Raw genomic sequence first — 20,547 nt, 5'->3', positions numbered from 1 at the left:
GTACGCCCCCCTGTCAAAAGCAGGCCGCCCCGAGGGGGTGCCCTCCGGAGTCGGCTGGTGGCTGTTGCGTCCTACTTCCTCGTCTCCCATACCCACCTAGGGGCATGATCTTGCCGAAATCTGCAAGGGACCGTCGAACCCGAGAATCGAGCCAGGGCACGACCGCGATGTCGCGGGATTGGTTCCCCGGCTGGGGCATAGCGGTACAGCGGGAAGGATCCGGCTGATCTGACGATGCGCTACACGAAGGATGCGGGCCGGTTCAGCGTGCCAGTGAGCGAGCCCCGGGCCGTTGACGGTCCGGGGCTCGCTCACGGTTCGGGGTACGGCCTACAGCTGGAACCCCAGGTCGAGCACGTCGTTGATCTGGACCTCCTGGAGGGAGCCGGCGCGGCGGCCGCTGTCCTGGAAGTAGACCTCCTTGAGTGCTTCGGCGGTGAGCTCGCGCAGCCTGTCTTCGGTGGCGCCCTGTTCCTGGGCGTCGAAGAGGCGGGCCGCGTACTGGGGCGGCAGGGCGACGGTGATGTGCCGTTCGCGGTCCTCATCGGTGGAGTCCATCGACGCTCCGGCGTAGCCGAGGCGGGCGTGGACGTCGATGACGATGCCGCCGGTCGTCGCCGCCTTCTCCTTCGCCTTGGCCCGGATCTGCGGCTGCCACCGGGCCTTCACCTCGCGCTCCAGGCGCGCGGCGAGGTCCGCTCGCGGCTTCTTGATCTGCTCCTTCACGTACCGCTCGACGGTGCGCTGGGAGACCCGCAGCATCTGGGCCACCTGCTTGGTGCCCTTGTACTGCTTGACCAGGTAGCGCATCTGCGCGCCGGCCGACTTCGGCGCGGGGCGGGTGAACGCCTTCGCCACGGCCTGGTTGAGGCCGTCCCCGAACTCCTTGTTCATCGCGCTCCCTACTCCCCGTTGTCCTTGTCGGTGAGGTTGCCGTCCTTGATGTACCGGGCGAGGTTGAGCTCAGGCGCCTGGTGCTGCTCCCGCAGGCCCTCTCCCCACAGGACGGTCTGCGTGCCCTCGTGCTTGACCAGGCCGGGGTTGACCCCGAGCTTGAAGCCGCCCGGCAGCGGCTTGCCCTCGCGGTAGGGCAGGAAGTCCAGCGGGCTCTGTCCGTCGACGGCGTAGACGACGCAGTCGGACAGGATCGCGACCGGGTACTGCCCGGTGAACGCCGCGTGCTTGACCATCTTGCGGTGGAGGTTGATCCGGGTGCGGGAGATGACCGCCGCGCGGATGTCGGGCCGCCACGTCGGGCGGGACAGGGCCCGCCACGGCTCCCCGGACGTCCAGCCCTCGCCGCGGGGCCGCTCGCGCAGCTTCCCCAGCCCGCCCTTCACCGTCGCCTTGACCGCGCCCACGACGATCGCCATCTCCGGGTCGCGGCTCTTGTAGCCGTCCATCGCCGCCAGGAAGTCCTCGGGCGACAGGTCCGCGTCGACACCGAGGTCGGCCATCGTGGCGAGGTAGGCGTCACGCAGCCGCGTGTACCAGCCGTCCAGGTAGCGGCCGGTCTCGTACCGGACCCACGCCTCAGTCGGCGTCACGTCGTACCCGAGCTCCTGGGCGTAGGCGACGGTCGGCGTCGCGTACCAGGCCGGCCCCGTCGGCCGGTCGCCCTTCGGCGTGAACGGGGAGGGCAGCAGCGCACCGTCCAGCTCCACCCACTCCTTGCCGGCCTTCACCCTTGAGAGGTCGACATGGGACAGGTCGACCAGCCACGAGCCGGGCAGCTTCGGGTCGAACACGGGGTTCTTCACGTGCGTCGCCTCACCGAGGCCGACGACCAGGCCGTTCGCTCCGGCGGCGAAGGCCATGTTGACGTCCAGGCCCACGAGGTTGCTGCGCATGCATTCGTCGTCGGTGAGCGGGCGCGCCCAGTCGTACGCCTCCTCGAACAGCTTCTCCGCCGGTCCCCGGACGTGGAAGCGGGGCAGGTCCTTGAGAACCGGGTGCCCGTCGGGAACCTCGCACGGCGGCCACTTCATCGGGTCGATCGGGTCCTTGCCGAGCGAGCCGGGGGTCTTGCCGTCGGCCTGGCGCAGGACGCCGGTCTCCTCATCGCGTACGGCGTGGGTCGGCGGGTGCAGGGCGGTCATGAGCTCGAGGCCGGTGACGGCGGTGGAGCCGCGCGGGGTCATCACCCGGGACGCGTACGCGCCCAGGACGCGGGCGAGCTCCGCCGGCGGCAGCTGCCCGGCTGCGCCCCAGAACCGGGCGTCCAGCGCGTTCCACGACGGGATGCACAGCTGGACGCACTGGCGGTCCGAGCCCTTGGCGGGGCGGTAGATCCGCGCCCACGGGCCGAACCCGCGCTTGGTGAGCTGCCAGTCGGCGCGGGTCAGCTGCTTGATGACCTTGTGGCCCTCCGGGATCCGCCCGGCGATGCGCTCCTGTTCGGTGAGGGTCACCGGGAGGCCGTAGCGCTCGCACGCGGCCTCGGTGAGTACGATCAGCGGGTCGGCCGGCCTTCCCGGGCCGGACAGCTTCGGCTGACCGAGCTTGGCCTCCTTGAGGGTCCAGTCGACCAGGGACGGCAGGCTCTTGGCGGGCACGTCCAGGACCAGGCCGCCGACGCAGTACGCCAGCACCTTCCCGTCCTCGACGTCGACGACCGCCAGCGGCCCGTTCTCGAACCGCGGGTCCATCTCGCCCGCCGGGGTCGCGGCCGGGGCCGGGGCCGTCTTCTTCGCGCCGGGGCGGCGCGACGTCGACGTCGGCCTGGTGGTGAGCGCCGGAGCCGGAGCGGCCTCCGAAGCAGCTGCAGCAGGGGCAGAGGCGGAGCTGGTCTGGGTGTTCTCGGTTGCAGTCATGTCCGCAGCCTCGGACGCCGGACCTGTGGACAGCGGCCGCGCTTCCGCCGGAGCGGGCACGGCGGTGAACGTGGCCGGCACCGCGACGGCGGAGACGGGGTCGGCCACGTCGGCCGGGGCCGGGTAGAGCTCCGCGAGCTGCTTCAGCAGTCGCGCGTACGCGTCCCGTTCCGGCGGGCGGGGTTCGGTCTTGCCCGACTCCCAGCCGGACACCGTGGCGCGGCGCACTTTCAGTGCGGTGGCCACCTCGTCGATCGTCAGGCCGTGCGCGGCACGCAGCCGCTTTCGTTCCGCCGGCGGCGGGAGCGTGGCGCGGGACGCGATCAAGGCGTCGACCGCGTCGAACAACTCGGACATGCAACACCTCCTTTCGTCGATTCTAGCGTGTGGAACGAACGAATGCCGTACGTTTGGCGTACGAAGTGCGTACGTATCTGTGGAGAGCGCACTGAGAGACGAGGACGTCGTTCCGGTCGTGCTGACCGAGGGCCAGCACGAGGAGATCCTGGTGACGGAGATCCTGCCGACCTGGACCGAGCACGCCGTCCCTCAGGACCAGCCGGTCGTCGTGGTCGTCGCCGGCCGGCGGGCAGCGGGAAGTCCTACCTGTGCGACCTCCTGCTCACGGTCCTCATCCGACGGGGCGGAGCAGTACTGATCGGCCGCGACCTGTACAAGAAGGCCCACCCCCAGTACGACGCCCTCATGCGCAGCGATGACCTCACGGCCGGTGCGCGAGGTTGGACGCGTCACCGTACTTCTCGACCATGAAGGCCTTCATCGTCATCTCCGTTCGTGTGGTCTCCCGTCCAAGCGGGAGGGGTGTTCTGTCCGTGAGGGGTTTGTCTCGTTACGAGAATGTTTGTGGTGTCTTCTGGTCCGCGCGCTCCGCGTCGGCACGGCAGTGGCCAGTGCCTGCGCGGAGAGCCCTGCGGCGGCCGTGTTTCCGGGCTCAGGCCACCGGCGCGACCGGGGTAATGACGCTGCCCGCGTCGCCACCCTGGAGGCGGCCCAGCGAGCCCGCGACGCCCTCGTGCGGTACGCCGAGCGGCATGGCGCTGACCTTGTCGAGGCGCGCGTATTGCTCTTGGGTGAGCTGGACGTCGAGGGCTGCGAGGTAGCTGTAGGCGCTGTCGAGGAAGGTGCCGCCGGACTCGGCGAACCGGTCGAAGATCCGGCGTGCCTCGTCCGGCTCGGCGCCCGCGCCCCAGCCGGTGCCGAAGTTCGCAGTGTCGAGCGCGTACTCGGACACGCGCAGTCCGGTCCGGTGTCCGAAGGCCGTATAACGCATGAGAAGTCCTTGCGCAAGGGGGCCTGGAAGGCCGTCGTGCCGTGGTGGAGGGGGTGAGCGTCAGCCTGCGTTCGGCTGGGGTGCCGCGGACAGGCTCTGCTTGACGTACCGGCTGGTCTCGTCGGCGAGGATCTCGGGCAGGCCGGTCTCGATGCCGTACAGGGCCTGGGCCGCGACGTCGGCGGCGGCGACCTTCTGATCAGCAGGCACGCCGGCGGCCATGTCGGTGTCCATGTAGCCGACGTGCAGCGCCGAGACGGCGATGCCCCGGGGCGCCAGCTCCTCGCGGGTCGCGTCACTCAGCGCCCAGGCGGCTGCCTTGGAGGCCGCGTAGGAGCCGAGGCCGGCCGGGTGGAACCAGGACAGGGCGGACAGGACGTTGAGTACGGCGCCGCCGCCGTTGCCCTCGATGACGGGGGCGAAGGCGCGGGTCGCGGCGAGGGGGCCGAAGAAGTTGGTCTCCATCTCCCGGCGCACCTCAGCCACGTCGCTGTTTAGATTGTGCTTGCAATCTAATTGACGCGGGTGCTCCGACGGCGCGGACCTGGAGCAGGTACTGGAACTCCAACGCCACCAGCGGCGGGAGCCCTGCAACGGAGAAGCTAGGAAATCACCCACCAACAGCTCGACGCTCTCCCCAACACGCCGACGACTCGCTACATCCGCGACGTCCTCGTCGCCGCCGCGGTGCTGCCGCCGCGCGACGAACTATTGGAGGCTCTGCCCCGCTGGGCGGACGCCCTCTTGGCCCAGGCCCCGCTCCCTCAGCGGCAGCTCCTCACACCCTTCACCCATTGGTACCTGCTCCACCGCATCCGCCGGGCCCATCGGCGCCGCCCGCTACGCGCCAGCACACAACACCACATGCGATCGCAACTGCGCCGGGCCCCTGGAACTACTCGACTGGCTCGACGAGCACGGAACCGCCCTCGGAGACCTCACCCAGCCAAAACTTGAGATGTGGCTGGAGGGAGGGACTGGAGAGCGTCGTGAGGTGCGTGCCTTCGTCACCTGGGCGCGAGGCCGGGGACTTGTCGGCGAGCTCGTAGTTCCCCGGGCACGCGTCCCTGCCCCCAGCGTCTTTATGACGGACGAGGAGCAGGCCGAGCAGCTACACCGGTGTCTCCGCGACGATTCTCTGCCTCTCGATGTTCGTACGGCTGGCGCCCTAACACTCCTCTTCGGGCTGCAGCACACCAAACTGCTCGAACTCACCGTGCATGACGTCATAGACGACCTCGCGACGGTGGCGCTCAACCTCGCAGGCCATCATCTTCCGCTGCCGCCCGAAGTCGCCCGGCTGGTCCGTGCCCAACGCGACAAGTGCCAGGCACGCTGGCAGCTCGATCACACAGCCTGCACAACACCCTGGCTTTTCCCCGGCCAGGAGCCCGCCCGCCCTCTGGGAGCCACCTACCTCAACTTGAAGCTTCGCCGACACGGCATCGCGCCGCGCGCCGGCCGCAACAATGCCCGTCTCGCACTGGCCACAGACCTGCCGGCGTCCGTCCTCGCCGACTTCACCGACACGAGCATCAGCAGCGCCACCCGCTGGACCGGATACGCCAGGCGCGACTGGCTCGACTACATCGTGTCCCGCAGGCAGATCTGACTACTCCCCCGGGCGGCGGCCACGGCCCAGAGAGACCACCACGAGATGGTGGTTGTCATAGCGCCTCGGCGCATTCGTCGACGAACGCGCAAAGCCTACGAATGAGGCTTAGAAAGTGGGGGGTGGCGTCCGTGTCGGCCTGCTGGTGAGGCGCTTCCCGGAGCCACTCCTGCCACAAACCGCCCGGTTTCCGGAAGCGGTCGACCTGGCCACCTCCAAGGTTCAGGTCGATGAACTGGAGAGCACCCATGACGACGGCCTGGTCGTATCCGAGGTCAGGGCGGCGGAGATAGCGATCAAGGTAGGCGGCGAGCAGGTCAGCGTCCCGTGCTGTTCCGAAACTCGCCAGGGCCACGCTGTAGGCCAGTCCAACGCAGCAGACCTCGCTGGCCAGCAGGAGTTCCCCGAGACGCTCACGGAACTCGGTCCGGCGGGAGACAGCTACCAGCCAAGCAGCAGTTCTCCGCTCTCGCCAGCTGCCCTCAAGGAGCGTGGCGATCTCTTCCGGGGTGACGAGTTCCGCGTCCTTACGGAGATCTTGCATGAATCGGTCGTACTCAGGACTTTCCATGCGCAGCAAGTTGCCGCTGAGCTTCAAGTAGCGCCGTCCGGGGGTGACATAGCGGCGAACCAGGGCCAGCAGTTCCGCATCGTCATGGGGATCGCGCATCACAGGACCGATCCTGCTTTTCGGGTGCACGACGAGACCACCCTTTATGACGTTGCGCCACTCGCCGTCGAGAGGCGTGGCCTGGGGACATTGTGTTCTGGGAGGTATGTGGAGGAGGCGACGAGGGCAGGATTCGAACCTGCGTCCACCCGGGATCAGAGCCGGGCGCTCCTCCGCAGAGCTTCCTCGTCGCCACCGTGATCATTGCTTGGGCTGCTGTGTGGGTCAACTGATTTGCAGGGGTGGACAAGCGCGGAATTGCCGCTGGTCACGTCCACTCCTGAGCGGCAGCACGCTTTCCCTTGCCGGAGAAGACTCCTGCCGAACGGAGAGCGCTGGCCATGAGAGGGTCGGCGACGGCGACGCCGTGTACCAGCTCGGGTGTCCGCCGGAAGGCGACGGCCTCAGCCGCTGGCCTGGGAGCAGTCCAGGCGCCAGCTATTGGGTCCACCCGATGCCGGGCGCAAGCTGCTTCGACGAGTGCACGTGGGCATTCCTTCTCACCCCGGAGTACTTCCCAGGGCAGAGGAAGGTCCGCCCAGACGTAGGTGTCCGGGTGCAGCCCGCCGCCGCTCAGGCGGTGCCAGTACGCCACGTCGGCCGCCATCAGGCGGGGCACCTTGCCAGGGCAAATCCGATCCAGGATCTCGTCGTGCCCCAGCTCGGTTAGCAGCGCGAACCAGTGGGCGCGGGCCGTGTTCCATGCCTGTGCGGCCTGGTTCCACGTCGACGAGTCGTTGCCACGGCGCACGATCATCGTGTCGCGTTCCAGCGGATGCCGGTTCCACGCGTCCTCCAGCAGGCCGGCGACCTGGCGCAGGAATCCATTCCACCGAACCAACAGCTGGGTGAGGTCCTGGTCGGACACATGGGCCAGCACTTCAGCTGTGGGGTGCACATGCGCGACCGCGTACCAGCAGGTCCGCTCGGGGAGATTCCTCAGGCGCTGGAACAGGGCCTGGGCGACCTCGTCGTAGATCTGACGCTGCCGACCGTTGGTGAAGACGCTGCGCATGTAGCCGCGCGCCGTGATGTAGGCGATGAAGGCCGCCGTGTCCGGGTCTGTGGCGAACAGCTCGTACGGCAGGACGTGAGCGAGGGCACCTTTTCCGGTGATGGCCACTTCGCGTCGGCGCTGCTCGTGGATGAGTCGGGCCAGTTTGGCTTCCATCCGGCGCAGTAGTCGGAAACGCTTGTTGTACTGGCGTTTGGAAATCTTTCCGAGGCCCGCCGCCGTGCGCTCGGTCCGGTTGAGGCGGTCCATGCCGAAGTCGTTCTGCCCGTACGAGCGGCCGATCTCCTCACCCGCTCGCCGGATCACCACCTCGATCTGGGCTGGATCATCCCCGGCGTTGTATGGAAGGTCCGGCACGCTCCTGAACAGGTCTGTCGCTCGGGCAAGCTGGCGCTGTGCGCCAACCGGACGGGCGAACTCCTCCCGCATGGAGGTATAGCCGTGCCAGAGGTTGCGCAGCGAGTGCTCAGCAGCCTTGGCGAGCGCCGCCTCGGTCGCTGTATCGAGGTCAGTGCCCTGGGCGGCGTACAGATCCTGGATGAGCCGGGCCACATCTTCCGGACGCTTGCGCAGTGTGAGCGAGGCGTGCAGTTCACGGAGGAGCTGTTCGAATGTGGGCGACGGCATGAGTCTCACCTTGTCATCACCACGACCGGGTCTCCACTGCTTATCCGCACGTCGCAATCACAGAGCGAGCTACGGAGCGTTGGTCTCGACGTACTCCTTAACGGCCAGCCTTGAATCCGAACTGCCTCGCCGCTGCGTTACTCGCGCCCAGGAATACGACAGCTCCGGAACAAGTGCGCTGCGCCAGCATCCAAGAAGCTCGGCTGTTGCATCGAGTGCTTCGACGGCACCCCCGTGGACCTCAGCAGCTACTTCGCGCCCTCGGCACCCGCCGCTCACCGGCTGGCCGCGTAGCGCGAGCCCCGTCCCGGCCGCACAGGCCGGGACGGGGGTACCACCGGGCGGCCGCAGCATCGGCAAAGAGCCGGCCGCCCGCTCCCTCACCCATCGAGATCAGGAGAAATCCAGCATGACGCATCGCCCCGCAGTCTTCGCCGCCCTGCTCGGACTGACCCGCGCCGGGAGCGCGATCGGAGATTCTTGGGTCCAGAACTATTTCTGCGCCCGCGTGAAGGGCGCCTCCGACGAGCACCCGGTCACCTTCAAGGACCCGGCCACCGGGGAAGAGACCACCCACGGCACGGCCGGCGGCCGTAAGGCGTGCTTGCACCACGTCCTTTCTGTGGGGTCCGCTGTCGGGTTGTCTGTCCGTTCATTAACTTTCGTACTGGTCAGCCTCGGCGCTAGCGGCGACATCGTCCCGCGACAGGTGTCGTGCACGGAGGTAACCTCGCAGGCCGCCACCGGGCCGGGGAACCGGTCCTGGATCAGGGACCCGCGGCGCGACCGCAACAGCATCCGACGGCCCGGTTCTGTGGGTGATCAGCAGCGCCCGGTGTCCGTCGAACTTCTGCTATCGCCTTTTGACACCCCGCGAGTGGTTCCGGCGGCCTCACCGGCTACGCGTCGGTATCGTCCCGGGTTGCCGCCGGGTGGAGCGAGTCGATGTCCTCCATGAAGCTCAGCATCCGGGCGTTGACGAGGTCGGGGTGGTCGATCTGCGGTCCGTGTCCGGTCGCGGCGACGATCTCGGCGCGGGCGCCGGGAATCACCCGAGGAACGCGTTCCAACTGACGCTTAGGGTGTACCAGCAGGCTGCGCTTGCCCATGATCAGGTAGAACGGCGTGCGGATAGAGCCCAGCTCGGCGTCGGACAGCGGCAGCGGAGCGGGGCGGCGGATCCGGAAGGCCTTCACGCTGGCATGGATCCAGGCACGCAGGTCCCGGTCGGAGACGACTGGTTGCTCCAGCCACTTCGCCAGGGCCGGGCGCAGTGCCTTCGGGGCGAATGTTGCGAAGAGGCTGGCGAAGATCCAGACGAAGAAGCGCAGCCCCACCTTCTCCAGCCCGCCCGGGTCGAGGGCGGTGACAGATGCGAGCCGTTCGGGCCGGCGGTGGACCTGGTTGATGACGAGCCAGCCGCCGTAGGAGGAGCCGACGAGGTGGACCTTGTCGAGGCCGAGGGCGCCGAGGGCCTCGTCCATCCACTGTGCGGCCCGCTCGGGCTGCCACATCGGCTCGCGCTGGATGCTGCGGCCGGGATCGCCGGGGGTGTCGAGGGCGTAAACGGGGCGGTCAGCGCTGAGCGCGACCGTGTTGGGATACCACTGTGCGGAGCAGCCACCTGACCCGTGTATCAGGACGACCGGCGTGCGTGACTCGGCTGCCGGGTCCGAGGGGCCGTACCGGTACACGTGGGTGGTCCCGAAGCTCGTCTCCACGTCGGTCTCGGAGCGGATCGGCGCGCCCTTCGCGTAGAGCACGTCGCATGCCGTGAAGTAGCGGTCGCGCAGCTCGTCGTTGACGTAGTGGCCTATGTCGCGGCGCGCTCGGGTCGTGTTCTCGGGCATGGGCACCTCCGTGAGATCCATTCTTCGTGATACGACCGTACCATATTGTTGATACGGCGGTACCATGAAAAGGTGCCGTCGAGCCGAACCGGACGGCGAACACTCAACCCACCACCACGGCCGGAGATACGACGGATGCCCAAGCGCGTGGACCACGATGAACGCCGCACCCAGATCGCTGAAGCACTCATCCAGGTCGCAGGGCGGCAGGGCCTGCACGCGGTCGGCATGCGCGACGTCGCCGCCGAGGCGGGCGTCTCATTGCGCCTGGTGCAGTACTACTTCCAGACCAAGGAGAAGCTGCTCTTCCACGGCCTCCAACACCTGACCGACCGCTTCACAGCACGCGTTGGCGCCCGCCTCGCCGCTGCCGGCCCGGACCCGGGCCCCCGCGCGACAATCGAGGCGCTGCTGCTGGCCTCGCTGCCGACCGACGGGGAGAGCCGAACCTTCCACCTCCTCTACAGCTCCTACTCGATCCTGTCCGTGACCGACGAGGCCCTCGCCGCCCAGCCGTTCATCGACAACCCTGACGCCGCCGAGAACGCCCTGACCGGACTAATCCAACAGGCACAGGAGACCGGCCGGGCCGACCCTGGAGCCGACGCTCGCACGGAGGCGATCAGCCTCCTCGCCATGACGGCAACCATGGGTACCAGCATCCTCGTCGGGCAGCGGACGCCGGAGTCTGCCATCGCGGCACTCCACTACCACCTTGACAGGATCTTCAACAGCAGCCAGACAGCGCCTACGACCCGGTGACTTCCGCTCTTGGTCTCACCGGGATCGGCGTGAGGTGCTGTTGAGCTGCGTCATCAACTCGCGGTTGGTGGCCCGAGCGGCTGCCAGATCGTCGTCACGTTCACCGAGCCGCGAGTTGAGCTCCGCGACCGTCTGTTCGAGGTGGGCGATCTTCTCCTTGAGGGCGTCGATGTCGGTGAGGGCTCCGAGCCCAGCGGCCTGCCAGGCGTTCTGACCGAGGACGTGGGACAGCCGCTGTTCGAGTTGGACGATGTGCTGGGCCTGGCGGGTGCTGCGGTCGGTGAGGTTAGCCAGGTCGGCTAGGAGGGAGCGGCGACTGACCTGGGGGCCTGTGAGACCCGCCGGCGGTTGCGCTGCGCGGGCCAGTACGGCGGCGTGGAGATCGCTGTGCCGGTAGATCAGGCTGCGGTGCACGTTGGCCAGGCGCGCAACGGCAGACACGGTGATCGGCAGGCCGTCGCGGGTCAGGTCGTCAAGGGCGGCCAGGACGCGCCGGCATCTGCGGGCGGAGTCGTCGGTGCGCGCCTTCGCAAGCTGGTTGCCCGGTGACGGCCGGCTCACGGTTCCCGCCCGAGCCGGACCCCGCTCGTGGTGGGGCGGACGGTCGGCATGCCGAGCTGGACAGTACGGGACTTGCGCAGGATCGCAGTGGCTCGCCGAATCTCCTCGCGGTCCTCGGCGGTGAGGGCGTCGAGGTCGGTCTCGACCTGGTGGACCAGGCGCCGTAGCCGTGTGATCTCCTCATCGGACGGCGTCGCCTCCGCGCGTGCCCAGTCGTCGAGCTCACCAGCTGCGGCCAGGCGTTCCCTGTTCCGCAGCAGGGTGTCCAGATAGGCCCGCAGGTCCGGCAGGTAGGACGGGTCGGTGCGGAAGTGGTCGCAGCCCAGACAGCGGAACCGGAACGGGCAGGTGTGCCCGCCGGCCTTGACGTTGCTGGGCTCGGCGCAGGTCCCGAAGGGCACGGCGACCTGCCCGATCCGCATCCGTGCGTGCTCGTGGTCCAGCAGGGCTTTGGCCTGGTCCCACAACCGGTCCCCGTGCCGGTCGAACTGGAGGGTGACCAGGCGGTCGACGGCCGTGCGAGGCAAAAGTGGAAGCGGCGTTCCTGCGGGAACGGCGCCCACGGCCCGCGGGTCTACGACTGGGCCAGGGTGGAAGGCCGGCCCTGGCACCGCGAGGACCGCCGGCACTGGGTGATCGCCCGCCGCAGCGTCAGCCGACCGGACCAGATCTCCTCCTACATCGCCTACTGCCCCGCCGAGACCACCCTCGACGAACTCATCCGCGTCGCCGACAGCCGGTGGGCAATCGAGGAATGCTTCCAGACCGCCAAGCAGGAATGCGGCCTGGACGACTACCAGGTCCGCCGCTACCCCGGCTGGCACCGCCACATCACCCTCGCCGTGGCCGCCCACGCCTGCCTCACCGTCCTGAAGGCCCGCGAGCTCGAGACGGGCAAAGCAGAAACGGATCCTCCCAGCTCATACCCCTCACCCTCCCCGAAGTCCGACGCCTGATCACCCGCCTCACCAGGCCCCGTCCGAGCATCGACCACGTCCTGCACTGGTCACACTGGCGGCGACGGCGCCAGTTCCAAGCCCGCATCAGCCATTACAAACGCCGCGGCCACACACCACCCGAAGCCAACAAACCATCACAGCAGAGACCGTTGCAGTGCTAGCCCGGAGGGGGCCCGGGCGCACGCGGTACGCGTCCGGGCCGGGCGCCGAACCCTTCGCCCCCCTCACTCATCGAGGGCACCGTCATCCGTCTGGTCGTCGAGAAGCTGCCCAGTGGCGGGGTCAACAAGCCGGTCTGGCTCTGGTGGTCCCGTATCGGCGCGACGCCGGCCGACGTGGACCGCTGCTGGCAGTCCTTCCTCCGCCGCTTCGACCTTGAACACACGTTTCGCCCGGCGAGTCCTGAGTCCATGGGCCCCAGTTTGCCGTTCTTGTCGTTCATCCAATGCGGCGGGGCTTCGTTCCTTCTTGTGGTGGGCGGGTCGGCTGTATCCCTCGCCGGTAGCGAGGACCCGTCCCACGTCGTGACGGGTGGCTGGGTGTTGGTTCTTCGAACCGAGCGGCCGTCCGGGCCCTGGCCGGGAAGCCTTTGGAGCATGCGCTGGCGAGGGGGCTTTCGGCACAGGTTTCTGAAGTCCCGTCGAACCCGGGCCGGGGCGAGTCTGTTCGAAGCGGCCGGTTTGTCCCATGGCCTGCGCAGGTCGGTGACCAGTGGGCAAGCGGGCCTCAGCTGGGCATAGGCGGGCGGCGATCACCAGCCGGGTCCACCGGTCGGCCGCTCCGGAGCTGCGAAGCCGGGGTTTCGTCCAGCCGAGGGTCTGCTTGAACACTCCTGGGCGCCGCCGTCGGCTCCGCCACCACCCTCGGGGCCGCGATCGTGAACGGCCGTGCGCAAGCACGGTCCCAGCATTCCTAGTGGAGCCGCCAGTATCGCCGTGACGCATACGCCGGCTACCTCCCACATTGATCTGCTGGATGCGGTAGGCGTCTTCGAGAGTCAGGCCCGGAAAGCGCCCCGCCAGGGGCGGCACGGGAGCGCGGCAGCGAACCGCTTGAGCCAGTTCTCCGGCCACCGCTGCAAGGAGCTGGGCCTTCTCACCGCAGGCAGTGCTCGCGAGGGCAGGGCGTTGAGAGGCACGTAAGGGCCTGGCCAAATTCACCCGCGAGGATGGCCGACGCACCTTCGTCGTGAAAGAACTCGCCGTCCTCTGCGACCGACGCGGACGCGGCGTCGGCCGCGAGCTCCACCAGCACCTCCTCCATGGGATCACGGCTGACCGCGCCACGCTCACCGTGCGCCCCGAAGCCCGAGCAGCAGCCTGGTACGAACGCCTCGGCTACACCCTCGTCGGTCACACCCAACCCTGGGACGGCGCGCCGATCTACCGCACCCTCCTCAAACCCCTGCAGGCAACTCGCGTCCACGGATGACTCACCCCACCGCCCGCCCCGACCCGGGCCGGCGGAAGAAATCGTGAGGTGCCTCGGTCGGCGACGGTTTGTCAAGGAGCTCATCTCGCTGGCGGGTGACGTCGGAGCCGCCGGTGAGGGTGCACCTCGGCGGTTCGAGGAGGCCATCGACGCCCACACCCAGCATCTGGACATCTGCCGCGAGCTCGGTGACCGGCACAGCGAAGCCGGGGCACTGGGCAACCTCGGCATTGCCCTACGCGAGGCGCGGCGGTTCGAGCAGGCCATCCACGCCCACACCCAGTCCGTCGCCGTCTTCCGCGAGTTCGGTGACCGGCACCGCGAAGGCCAGGCGCTGGGCAACCTCGGCCTCGCCCTGCGCGAGGTGCGGCAGTTCGAGGAGGCCATCGACGCCCGCTACATGCCACCTGGCCGTAGCTATACGAGAACAGGACCGACTCCGCTGACGGCACGGACTCGAGTAACCCAAACCCATGGCCCGAGCCTGGAACCGTGACATTGACTTGCACGAGTGGCACTGCCCCACGCGTACGACCGATATGCGTCTTACCCGAATCTGTGACCGTGGGACGGAGAGCGGACAGCTGTGCTGTCTCCCGCGCGGTAGCCGGGAGGGAAACTGCCCGGGCTGCGTATGGCCGCGGCCGTCTTCCCGAACGGAACGGACACAGAGGGCGTCGGGTTTCGGTGTCGCGGAGCGGCTTGGCGAGGCGGTCGCGTGAGGGTGATCTGGCGGACCAGTTGCTGGAAGCAGGCCAGCGCCGCGACGGCAGGAAGAGCAGCCCCCGCCACGGCGGCGATCGTTCTGGGTGCCTGGGCTACGCACAGAAGCGTGGCCAGGGTGGAGAACAACAAAACGATGGACCAGGAATGCAGCGCGCGGCGCTGGTGCAGAGCGGATCTGAGGATGGAAAGGGAGGCGACCATCCAGGGGCCGTAGATCAGCAGGGGCCACCAGCTGGCCACCTCGCGGTCCACGTGGGGTTCGGCACTGTGGCGCAGGGCGTCGCAGATGGCCAGCCCGCTGAGGATGCTCACCACAGCGGCGATGGCACCGACCAGCACGGCGGTGAACACGCTGCCCGTTTCCAGCAGGGTCACAGCCGGCGGCTTCGACGGGTTCCGGCGGTGCCCGCTGGAGGCTTGTGTAGGCGGACGCCCGGTAGGGGTGTGCTTCAGCCCTGCAACGAGGCCGAGGGTGCTGACCGTGTCACCGGTGACCCCGACGTCGTCGAAGCCGACTCGGGTGAAGGGCTCCGGCTGCCCGGGCGCAGCGCTCTCCTGGAGAAGGATGGCCAGTTCCTCCACCGGATCCCACGACGGATGCGCCTCACCGGGCCCGCCGAGCGGTTGCCCGGTGGAGGGGTGCTGTACGTTCTCCGGCCGGTCCCAGAACGCGGAGGTTTCCGGCTGGGGGTGGAAACCGTGGATGTCCGGGTACCCGTACGACTCATACACGGGAGCTGCCACCCGAGCACTCGCCGACAGCCGTTGCGGACGCCGGCGTGTTCCTCATCCGCCTGCCGAACTCGACCTGGATCACGCTCATCGTGTGGAGGAAGTCCTCAAGGATCGGGGAGGAGTACCGAAGATCGATCTCCAGATCTTCGTGTCTCAGCGTTGCGTTCCGGGTCTCGCCACAGTCGGTGGAGGGCGGAGTGAACATCCACTTCCCGATCCGGGTGGCCCCGGAGTGAAAGCTGCCTCCCTGTCCGTCTTCCTGCACAGTCCTGCGGAGGAAGAAAGGGAGCTCTACTTTTGCCATATTCCATAAACGCTCTCCCTGTCGGTCTGGGTGTGTGCCATCCGGGTGATGGTGGTCGACGAATAAGCGTTGACGCCGGCCTATCGGTTTTCCATACCAGCCAGGAGGGCAGGAGCCGCGCCCTTTTTCTTGCCGCCACGCCGCGACTCGGAAGACGATGCACTGTGGGCCGACACACGCAGCGCAACGGACCCTTCACCCCGCCACGCACCGGCCGGTCAGCCACGCGCATGCTCCGATGCGACGGCCCTGCTGCGTGCCGCGCACCCGCGGCGGCGGCTCTCATGCACGGCGGGATCGTCTCCGCATATCGCCGGCTCTTGCCCCAGGCCGTCATGCCTGTCTGCCCCCTCAGCGGTGAGCCCCCATCCCCGGCTCCGTTGACTCCGCTTCCCGCCGAGCGGACGTCCCCGTCGCCCCACAGAAGCGCACCGATCCTCGGCCTGCGGTCCGCCGGGTCACCTCTCACCCCCCGTGGCCCCCACAACCACCGACTGATCATCGGCAAGTAGATCGCGATGCACGCGTCGGCAGATTGCTGCGCATGGCTGCAATCGGAGGACAGGGCACAACTCCACATATGCCTCCGCGTTATGCCGAGGGTCGCCAGGGCCCGGCCCTGTACATCCCCTTGAACCTCAGCCTTTGAAAGGACCAGTTGTGGGAGGCATCCTCCTGTGGATCGTGCTGGTTTCTGCCGCAGTAGGCACGAGTTGCACCGCACTGACGTCATCCGGGACCGGCCGGCTCTGGCATGTCGACGCCCTCGAACTCAGGCGCCACCAACGCTTCAAGCACGTCCTGTCCCTCCATGTGGACGCCGTCCGGCTGTCTCGTCCGGCAGCCGCGGCGCCGGCACGGCCAGGGGAGAAGCCTGTCACCGTCGTCTCCCCCCGTTAGGGCTCGGGGCCGTTCCGGGTCGTCCATGAGCCGTGTTGGCCACCCTGCACGCCAGGCCGTTATGGCACATCACCTCGCCGGCAGCCGACACCACGCGCTGAACGACTGCACCTCGGAGGTCTCACCGGCCCCCGCCTCTGCCTCTCCGGAACGATGGCGTTGGCGCGGCTTCCGGAACATCCCCGGGGCTCCGCGGGAGGCCCGCCGGGTGATGCAGGCTCTGGGTCAAGGGAAGGCCGCAGAGATGGCCACGACGAAGCGCCTCGTCGTCGGCGGTGACATCGCTTCGCGAGCCGTGGCCTGAAGAGCCCGGCGCGGCAGGCTGGTGCGCCATCCGATTCCGCACCCCAGTAGGCCGTTCCGCCATCCCTCCTCGTCAAGCACGCCAGGTCGAAATGGCGGCTGATATCGCCGAAAAACCCCGGCAATCCGTTCCCTACATTGCCGCGTGCATTAAAACCCCGGCAATTCGGACACCGGGGAGGGCGCACAAAGACCCCGGCAACTGTGCATTACCCGTTTCTGGCTGCTTGACGCGGCGTAGTAAGTGCCTGCCACTGAGCGGCTATCCCGAAGGGCCCCGCCAGGGCGTTGACGTGCCGACCGTGGCGTCCGGGGACCCCGAGCAGGCCAGCACCGCCGATCCCAGACCGCATTGGGCGGCAACCCACCCATCAGCCGCGGTCAGTCCGGCCGGTGATCGCCCGGCGGGTCAGGCCTGGTCGGGAGCTTGCAGAGAGTCGAGCCAGTGCAGGAGACGGGCACCCTGGTGGGTCATGAGGTCCGGGTCGCGCAAGGCGTTGGCCAGGAGCGACATGCCCTGGTAGGCAGAGATGAGAGTGACGGCGAGGTCGTCCGGGTCGGGCAGGCCCAGGGCGCGGAACTGGTCTCCGGTCCACTCCAGCAGGCGCCGGATCACCGTGCCGACCTCCGTGTCGAGGGTCCCGTCGGCGCGTTTGTCGAGTTCGACGGCCAGGGTGCCGGTGGGGCAGCCGTAGCGGGCGGTGACCTCGCGCTGGTCGACCCATGCCTTGATCAGGGTCCTGAGGCGGTCGCGCGGGTCGGGCAACCGGTCCAGGTGGCCGGTGAGCTCGTCGAGGTGTGCGCTGTGTTCGGAGAGGGCGGCCAGAACCAGCTCATCTTTGGTCTTGAAGTAGTAGTAGACGTTACCGACGGGAACTTCGGCCGCGCGCGCGATATCGGCGAGGGTTGTGCGCTCGACGCCCTGCTCGTGCAGGACCCGGGCCGCCTCGGTGGTGAGTCGTCGGCGCTTGTCGGCCGCCCGGGCCCCGGGCTTCACTGAGTCAGTCACCCAACTAACTATAGACAATCCCCGGCGCGTCCGTGCTACGGTCCAATTAAGTCAGTCAACTAACTTATTCGGAGTCGCAATGATCGTGGTGACCGGCGCAACCGGCAACATCGGACGGACCCTGGTTCCCCTGCTGGCCAAGGTGGGCGAAGACGTCGTGGCCGTCTCGCGACGGCCCGAGTTCGAAGGGCTCCCAGCGGGGGCCCGGCACGCCCAGGCCGACATTGGGAACAGTTCGAGCGTGCGGCCCGTCCTCGACGGCGCCGACGCCCTCTTCCTCCTGCTGGGCGGTGAGCTCAACGGCCACGGCGAAAGCCCGAATGCCCTCATCGAGGCCGCCCTGGACGCTGGGGTCAAACGGATCGTCCTGGTGTCCTCCCAGGTCAACTCCACCCGCCCCGAGGCGCTATCCCACGCCCGGCTGCGTGAATTCGAGGCTGCCGTCCGTGCGTCCGGAGCGGACTTCACGATCCTGCGCCCTGGCGGCTTCGCCTCCAACGCCTTCGCCTGGGCCGAGTCGGTGCGCACGAAGCGCACGGTCTTCGCTCCGTTCGGCGACGTGGTCCTGCCGGTCATCGACCCGGCCGACATCGCTGCGTTCGCCGCAGTGGCATTGCACGAAGACGGGCACGCGGGCCGCACGTACGAACTGACCGGACCCGAGGCCATCAGCCCGCGGCAGCAGACCGCAGCGATCTCCCGGGCTCTGGGCGAGGAAGTCGCCTTCGTGGAACTGTCGCGCGAGCAGGCCCGCGGCCACATGGCACAGTTCATGCCTGAAGCGGTCCTCGACGGCACCCTGGACATCCTTGGCGTCCCGCTGTCGGCCGAGCAGTCGATCAGCCCCGATGTGGAGAATGTCCTCGGTCGGCCGGCTGGGTCCTTCGACGAGTGGGTCGCGCGCAACCTGCCGGCCTTCCGGTAGAGCCCCCGACCTTGGCATACGGAAGGCGATGCGTGCCCAGGGCAGACCCCCTGGCGACCGGACGGGAGCCAGGGGGACGGCGTCCGCGAATCGACCGATTGATGAGCAAGATCGGTGAGCAGCCGTACGCGGCCGGATCGGCGCCGGTTCATGCCATAAAACGGTGTCAGAAAGTCGATGTGCTCGAGAACTTGAGGGGCACCGTTTTCTGTACGATCTGGCGGGTGCAGCGACCCCAGGACGACGACACCGCCGAGCTCCTCGCCCCCGTTCCGGCCACACGGACCGGCGACCTCGTGGGGTACGCCCGAGTGTCCACCAAGGGACAGTTGCCCGACTGGCAGATCCACGCACTCACGGAAGCAGGGTGCATCCGGATCTTCGCCGACAAGAAGTCCGTCAAGAACGCCGAACGCGAGGAACTGTGGAAGGCCCTCGACTTCCGACACGCTCGCCGTTCCGTCGCTGGACCGGCTCGGCCGCTCCCTCCAGGACCTCATCGCGATCGTGTCCGGCCTGCGTAAGCGTGGCGTCGGCTTCACCTCGCTGCACGAGGCGCTCGACACGACCACGCCCGGCGGGCGCCTGGTCTTCCACGTGTTCGCGGGCGTCACACTTCGGACCGGGGTCAAGCCCGACACAGAGTCGTCCCCGCCTGCGCACAACGCAGTCTCCCCCGTGCTCGGAACCCGGCTCGCTACCCTTCATGACGAGCAGCACTGTCCACCCACGTCAAAGCGAGGAGCTCACCGTGGCACAGTCCACCGGCGTCGTTGGGGCGCTGTTCCTCCCCAGCGAGGACACCGCGGGGATGGGCGCCGCACGAAGCTCTGCGACCAGCCCGTACCGGGAGCTTGGCATCAGAAGTGAGCGCCACGTCAGGCCGGCCGTGACGGCGAAGATGCTGCCGCAGCTCATTCCCTACACCCCGCCGCTGGCCCGAGACTCCGAACGCTGCCTGTGTGGGACGTCTGGCCGCACGTGCGAGGAGTCCATGTGCAGACCCTGCCGAGAACTCGCTGTAGCCACCCACGGTCAACGCCTCACCCGGCTCCTCGGCACCATCCGCTACTACCACCGCGGCGTCCGTCTGAGCTGGACTGAAGCCAGCGGCTGCGCCTCTGCCTTCACACCCCGGGTCGACTTCCTGATGCCCGACGTCCACAACCCCGACGGCCCACCCCACCTGTTCCGAGGGTTCGCCTACTGGGAAGATGACCAACTGATCGCCGCCTGCGCAAAGGGAGCCAGCGACGGCGAGATTCAGGCACTGGCCCTGGCGATGGCCCACTATGCGCTTGCCACCCTGGCCATTCACGAGGTCGATGAGTGGTACAGCTACCGTTCTGCCCAGGTGTACCCGCCTCACCGAACCGACCCGTACATCCCACAGGACGAGGACCGGGGGCCCGACGGCAACGGCGCCGTCGTCCTCTGGCTCACGTATGGGAGCGCGGCCCACAAAGCAGCCGGCCAGCCCAATCGAGATACGCCCAGACCAGCGCGTCACCTTCCCCTGGAGAGGGAGGACCTGGCGATCATGCCGGGTCAAACCCTGCATATTGACCTTGAAGGCATAGGCGTAACTCCGCCTGGCAGCAGCGTTCCTACGACTAACACCTGGTCAGCACCCCGCGAGGGAGAAGACCTTATCGGCGCATCCCTGCGAGACGTGCACTACGCGCTGGTGATGTCCGAGCTCGCGGTAGTCGCCGACAACCTGACCTTCGCTGGCCGCCGCGCCTTCGCTCCCACACCCGGCACAACGCCGCACGCCTTCATTCCATGGGACGCCTACCTTACGTACGACGGCTGACAGCTCCCGTACAGCACACCTTTCTCCTGAGGAAGCGGGGTGGCCTGCCCTGTATCGATGCATGGTCACCCGGTCTCGGCCCTGGCCTTCTGGCCCGGGCCGAGATCCTTCAGATCGACGGCTCGTCCCGCCAGGCCCGGGGCTAGCTTGATCTTTAACCTGTGCGGCGGGGGCGTGGGGTCGTCGGCTTCGCCTTTCTGGACGCTGCCGTGCCCGTTGTGCGGGGTATGTGGACGTC

19 protein-coding genes, 1 tRNA gene and 5 pseudogenes are annotated in these 20,547 nt (G+C 68.1%); 11 read left to right on the top strand and 14 right to left on the bottom strand.

Annotated features, from left to right (window positions below; genetic code table 11):
* Positions 1–330 precede the first annotated feature (330 nt).
* On the bottom strand, positions 331–894 hold the full coding sequence (gene tpg, locus ACFWU6_RS26565) for a telomere-protecting terminal protein Tpg (protein WP_383983427.1): 564 nt from the start codon (positions 892–894) through the stop codon (positions 331–333).
* Positions 895–902: 8 nt separating this feature from the next.
* On the bottom strand, positions 903–3,170 hold the full coding sequence (tap, locus tag ACFWU6_RS26560; protein WP_383803265.1) for a telomere-associated protein Tap: 2,268 nt from the start codon (positions 3,168–3,170) through the stop codon (positions 903–905).
* Positions 3,171–3,249: 79 nt separating this feature from the next.
* Between tap and ACFWU6_RS26555 the strand changes: the two genes are divergently transcribed.
* Together ACFWU6_RS26555 and ACFWU6_RS26550 are read left to right on the top strand one after the other, a co-directional pair.
* Positions 3,250–3,471 carry a hypothetical protein gene (locus ACFWU6_RS26555; protein ID WP_383803319.1) on the top strand — a complete coding sequence of 74 codons (222 nt, stop codon included), beginning with the start codon at positions 3,250–3,252 and terminating at the stop codon, positions 3,469–3,471.
* Positions 3,420–3,584 (top strand): zeta toxin family protein, encoded by a 165-nt coding sequence (locus ACFWU6_RS26550; protein ID WP_383803317.1) that lies wholly within the window; start codon positions 3,420–3,422, stop codon positions 3,582–3,584. The genes ACFWU6_RS26555 and ACFWU6_RS26550 overlap by 52 nt, the downstream gene beginning before the upstream one ends.
* 181 nt (positions 3,585–3,765) lie before the next feature.
* Here the strand turns inward: ACFWU6_RS26550 and ACFWU6_RS26545 are convergent, their stop codons facing one another.
* Together ACFWU6_RS26545 and ACFWU6_RS26540 are read right to left on the bottom strand one after the other, a co-directional pair.
* Positions 3,766–4,104 carry a hypothetical protein gene (locus ACFWU6_RS26545; protein ID WP_383803263.1) on the bottom strand — a complete coding sequence of 113 codons (339 nt, stop codon included), beginning with the start codon at positions 4,102–4,104 and terminating at the stop codon, positions 3,766–3,768.
* Positions 4,105–4,164: 60 nt separating this feature from the next.
* Positions 4,165–4,593: pseudogene (locus ACFWU6_RS26540) on the bottom strand (SDR family NAD(P)-dependent oxidoreductase); the annotation flags it as partial.
* 595 nt (positions 4,594–5,188) lie between these two features.
* On the opposite strand from ACFWU6_RS26540, the gene ACFWU6_RS26535 reads away from it, so the two are divergent.
* The gene (locus ACFWU6_RS26535) at positions 5,189–5,716 is read left to right on the top strand and encodes a hypothetical protein (RefSeq protein WP_383803261.1); all 528 of its coding nucleotides are present in this window, start codon (positions 5,189–5,191) and stop codon (positions 5,714–5,716) included.
* Positions 5,717–5,771: 55 nt separating this feature from the next.
* On the opposite strand, the gene ACFWU6_RS26530 is transcribed toward ACFWU6_RS26535, so the two are convergent.
* The 4 genes from ACFWU6_RS26530 to ACFWU6_RS26515 all read right to left on the bottom strand — a co-directional run bounded on the left by ACFWU6_RS26530 (position 5,772) and on the right by ACFWU6_RS26515 (position 9,878).
* Positions 5,772–6,386: a DUF6000 family protein gene (locus ACFWU6_RS26530; RefSeq protein WP_383803315.1), complete on the bottom strand. Its 615-nt coding sequence runs from the start codon at positions 6,384–6,386 to the stop codon at positions 5,772–5,774.
* Between the two features lie 118 nt (positions 6,387–6,504).
* Positions 6,505–6,577, bottom strand: a tRNA-Gln gene (locus tag ACFWU6_RS26525).
* 77 nt (positions 6,578–6,654) lie between these two features.
* Positions 6,655–8,028 carry a hypothetical protein gene (locus ACFWU6_RS26520; RefSeq protein ID WP_383803259.1) on the bottom strand — a complete coding sequence of 458 codons (1,374 nt, stop codon included), beginning with the start codon at positions 8,026–8,028 and terminating at the stop codon, positions 6,655–6,657.
* A gap of 899 nt (positions 8,029–8,927) precedes the next feature.
* On the bottom strand, positions 8,928–9,878 hold the full coding sequence (locus tag ACFWU6_RS26515) for an alpha/beta fold hydrolase (protein ID WP_383803257.1): 951 nt from the start codon (positions 9,876–9,878) through the stop codon (positions 8,928–8,930).
* Between the two features lie 135 nt (positions 9,879–10,013).
* On the opposite strand from ACFWU6_RS26515, the gene ACFWU6_RS26510 reads away from it, so the two are divergent.
* The gene (locus ACFWU6_RS26510; RefSeq protein WP_383803255.1) at positions 10,014–10,640 is read left to right on the top strand and encodes a TetR/AcrR family transcriptional regulator; all 627 of its coding nucleotides are present in this window, start codon (positions 10,014–10,016) and stop codon (positions 10,638–10,640) included.
* A 15-nt stretch (positions 10,641–10,655) separates the two neighbouring features.
* Here ACFWU6_RS26510 and ACFWU6_RS26505 read toward each other — a convergent pair whose 3' ends face one another.
* Complete coding sequence (locus ACFWU6_RS26505; RefSeq protein ID WP_383803254.1) at positions 10,656–11,201, bottom strand: hypothetical protein; 546 nt, start codon at positions 11,199–11,201, stop codon at positions 10,656–10,658.
* Positions 11,198–11,728, bottom strand: coding sequence for a hypothetical protein (locus ACFWU6_RS26500; RefSeq protein ID WP_383983425.1), 531 nt, complete (start codon positions 11,726–11,728; stop codon positions 11,198–11,200). Before ACFWU6_RS26500 ends, ACFWU6_RS26505 begins: the two co-directional genes overlap by 4 nt.
* Between ACFWU6_RS26500 and ACFWU6_RS26495 the strand changes: the two are divergent.
* Both ACFWU6_RS26495 and ACFWU6_RS26490 read left to right on the top strand, forming a co-directional pair.
* Positions 11,714–12,157, top strand: a pseudogene (locus tag ACFWU6_RS26495) (IS701 family transposase); the annotation flags it as partial. The gene ACFWU6_RS26500 and the pseudogene ACFWU6_RS26495 sit on opposite strands and share 15 nt — an antisense overlap.
* A gap of 230 nt (positions 12,158–12,387) precedes the next feature.
* A pseudogene (locus ACFWU6_RS26490) lies at positions 12,388–12,552 on the top strand (transposase); the annotation flags it as partial.
* 46 nt (positions 12,553–12,598) lie between these two features.
* Here ACFWU6_RS26490 and ACFWU6_RS26485 read toward each other — a convergent pair.
* A pseudogene (locus ACFWU6_RS26485) lies at positions 12,599–12,990 on the bottom strand (transposase); the annotation flags it as partial.
* 316 nt (positions 12,991–13,306) lie between these two features.
* Between ACFWU6_RS26485 and ACFWU6_RS26480 the strand changes: the two are divergent.
* Positions 13,307–13,591: a GNAT family N-acetyltransferase gene (locus tag ACFWU6_RS26480; RefSeq protein WP_383803313.1), complete on the top strand. Its 285-nt coding sequence runs from the start codon at positions 13,307–13,309 to the stop codon at positions 13,589–13,591.
* 43 nt (positions 13,592–13,634) lie between these two features.
* Positions 13,635–14,087 (top strand): tetratricopeptide repeat protein, encoded by a 453-nt coding sequence (locus tag ACFWU6_RS26475; RefSeq protein WP_383803250.1) that lies wholly within the window; start codon positions 13,635–13,637, stop codon positions 14,085–14,087.
* Positions 14,088–14,137: 50 nt separating this feature from the next.
* Here ACFWU6_RS26475 and ACFWU6_RS26470 read toward each other — a convergent pair whose 3' ends face one another.
* The 3 genes from ACFWU6_RS26470 to ACFWU6_RS26460 all read right to left on the bottom strand — a co-directional run bounded on the left by ACFWU6_RS26470 (position 14,138) and on the right by ACFWU6_RS26460 (position 17,568).
* A complete protein-coding gene (locus ACFWU6_RS26470; protein ID WP_383803248.1) occupies positions 14,138–15,049 on the bottom strand; it encodes a DUF2637 domain-containing protein in 912 nt (303 codons plus the stop codon).
* Positions 15,042–15,356, bottom strand: coding sequence for a hypothetical protein (locus ACFWU6_RS26465; protein ID WP_383803246.1), 315 nt, complete (start codon positions 15,354–15,356; stop codon positions 15,042–15,044). The genes ACFWU6_RS26470 and ACFWU6_RS26465 overlap by 8 nt, the downstream gene beginning before the upstream one ends.
* A 1,612-nt stretch (positions 15,357–16,968) precedes the next feature.
* On the bottom strand, positions 16,969–17,568 hold the full coding sequence (locus ACFWU6_RS26460) for a TetR/AcrR family transcriptional regulator (protein ID WP_383803244.1): 600 nt from the start codon (positions 17,566–17,568) through the stop codon (positions 16,969–16,971).
* 79 nt (positions 17,569–17,647) lie between these two features.
* Between ACFWU6_RS26460 and ACFWU6_RS26455 the strand changes: the two genes are divergently transcribed.
* From ACFWU6_RS26455 to ACFWU6_RS26445, 3 genes and pseudogenes are all read left to right on the top strand, one after another.
* On the top strand, positions 17,648–18,493 hold the full coding sequence (locus ACFWU6_RS26455) for an SDR family oxidoreductase (protein ID WP_383803243.1): 846 nt from the start codon (positions 17,648–17,650) through the stop codon (positions 18,491–18,493).
* A gap of 101 nt (positions 18,494–18,594) precedes the next feature.
* Positions 18,595–19,363: pseudogene (locus tag ACFWU6_RS26450) on the top strand (recombinase family protein).
* Complete coding sequence (locus tag ACFWU6_RS26445; RefSeq protein ID WP_383983423.1) at positions 19,245–20,309, top strand: hypothetical protein; 1,065 nt, start codon at positions 19,245–19,247, stop codon at positions 20,307–20,309. The pseudogene ACFWU6_RS26450 and the gene ACFWU6_RS26445 overlap by 119 nt, the downstream one beginning before the upstream one ends.
* The last annotated feature ends 238 nt before the right edge of the window (positions 20,310–20,547 follow it).

Source organism: Streptomyces sp. NPDC058674 (assembly GCF_042716505.1).
GTDB lineage: Bacteria > Actinomycetota > Actinomycetes > Streptomycetales > Streptomycetaceae > Streptomyces.
The sequence above is the reverse complement of the archived record's forward strand: the minus strand, read 5'-3'. Positions and strand labels throughout refer to the sequence as shown.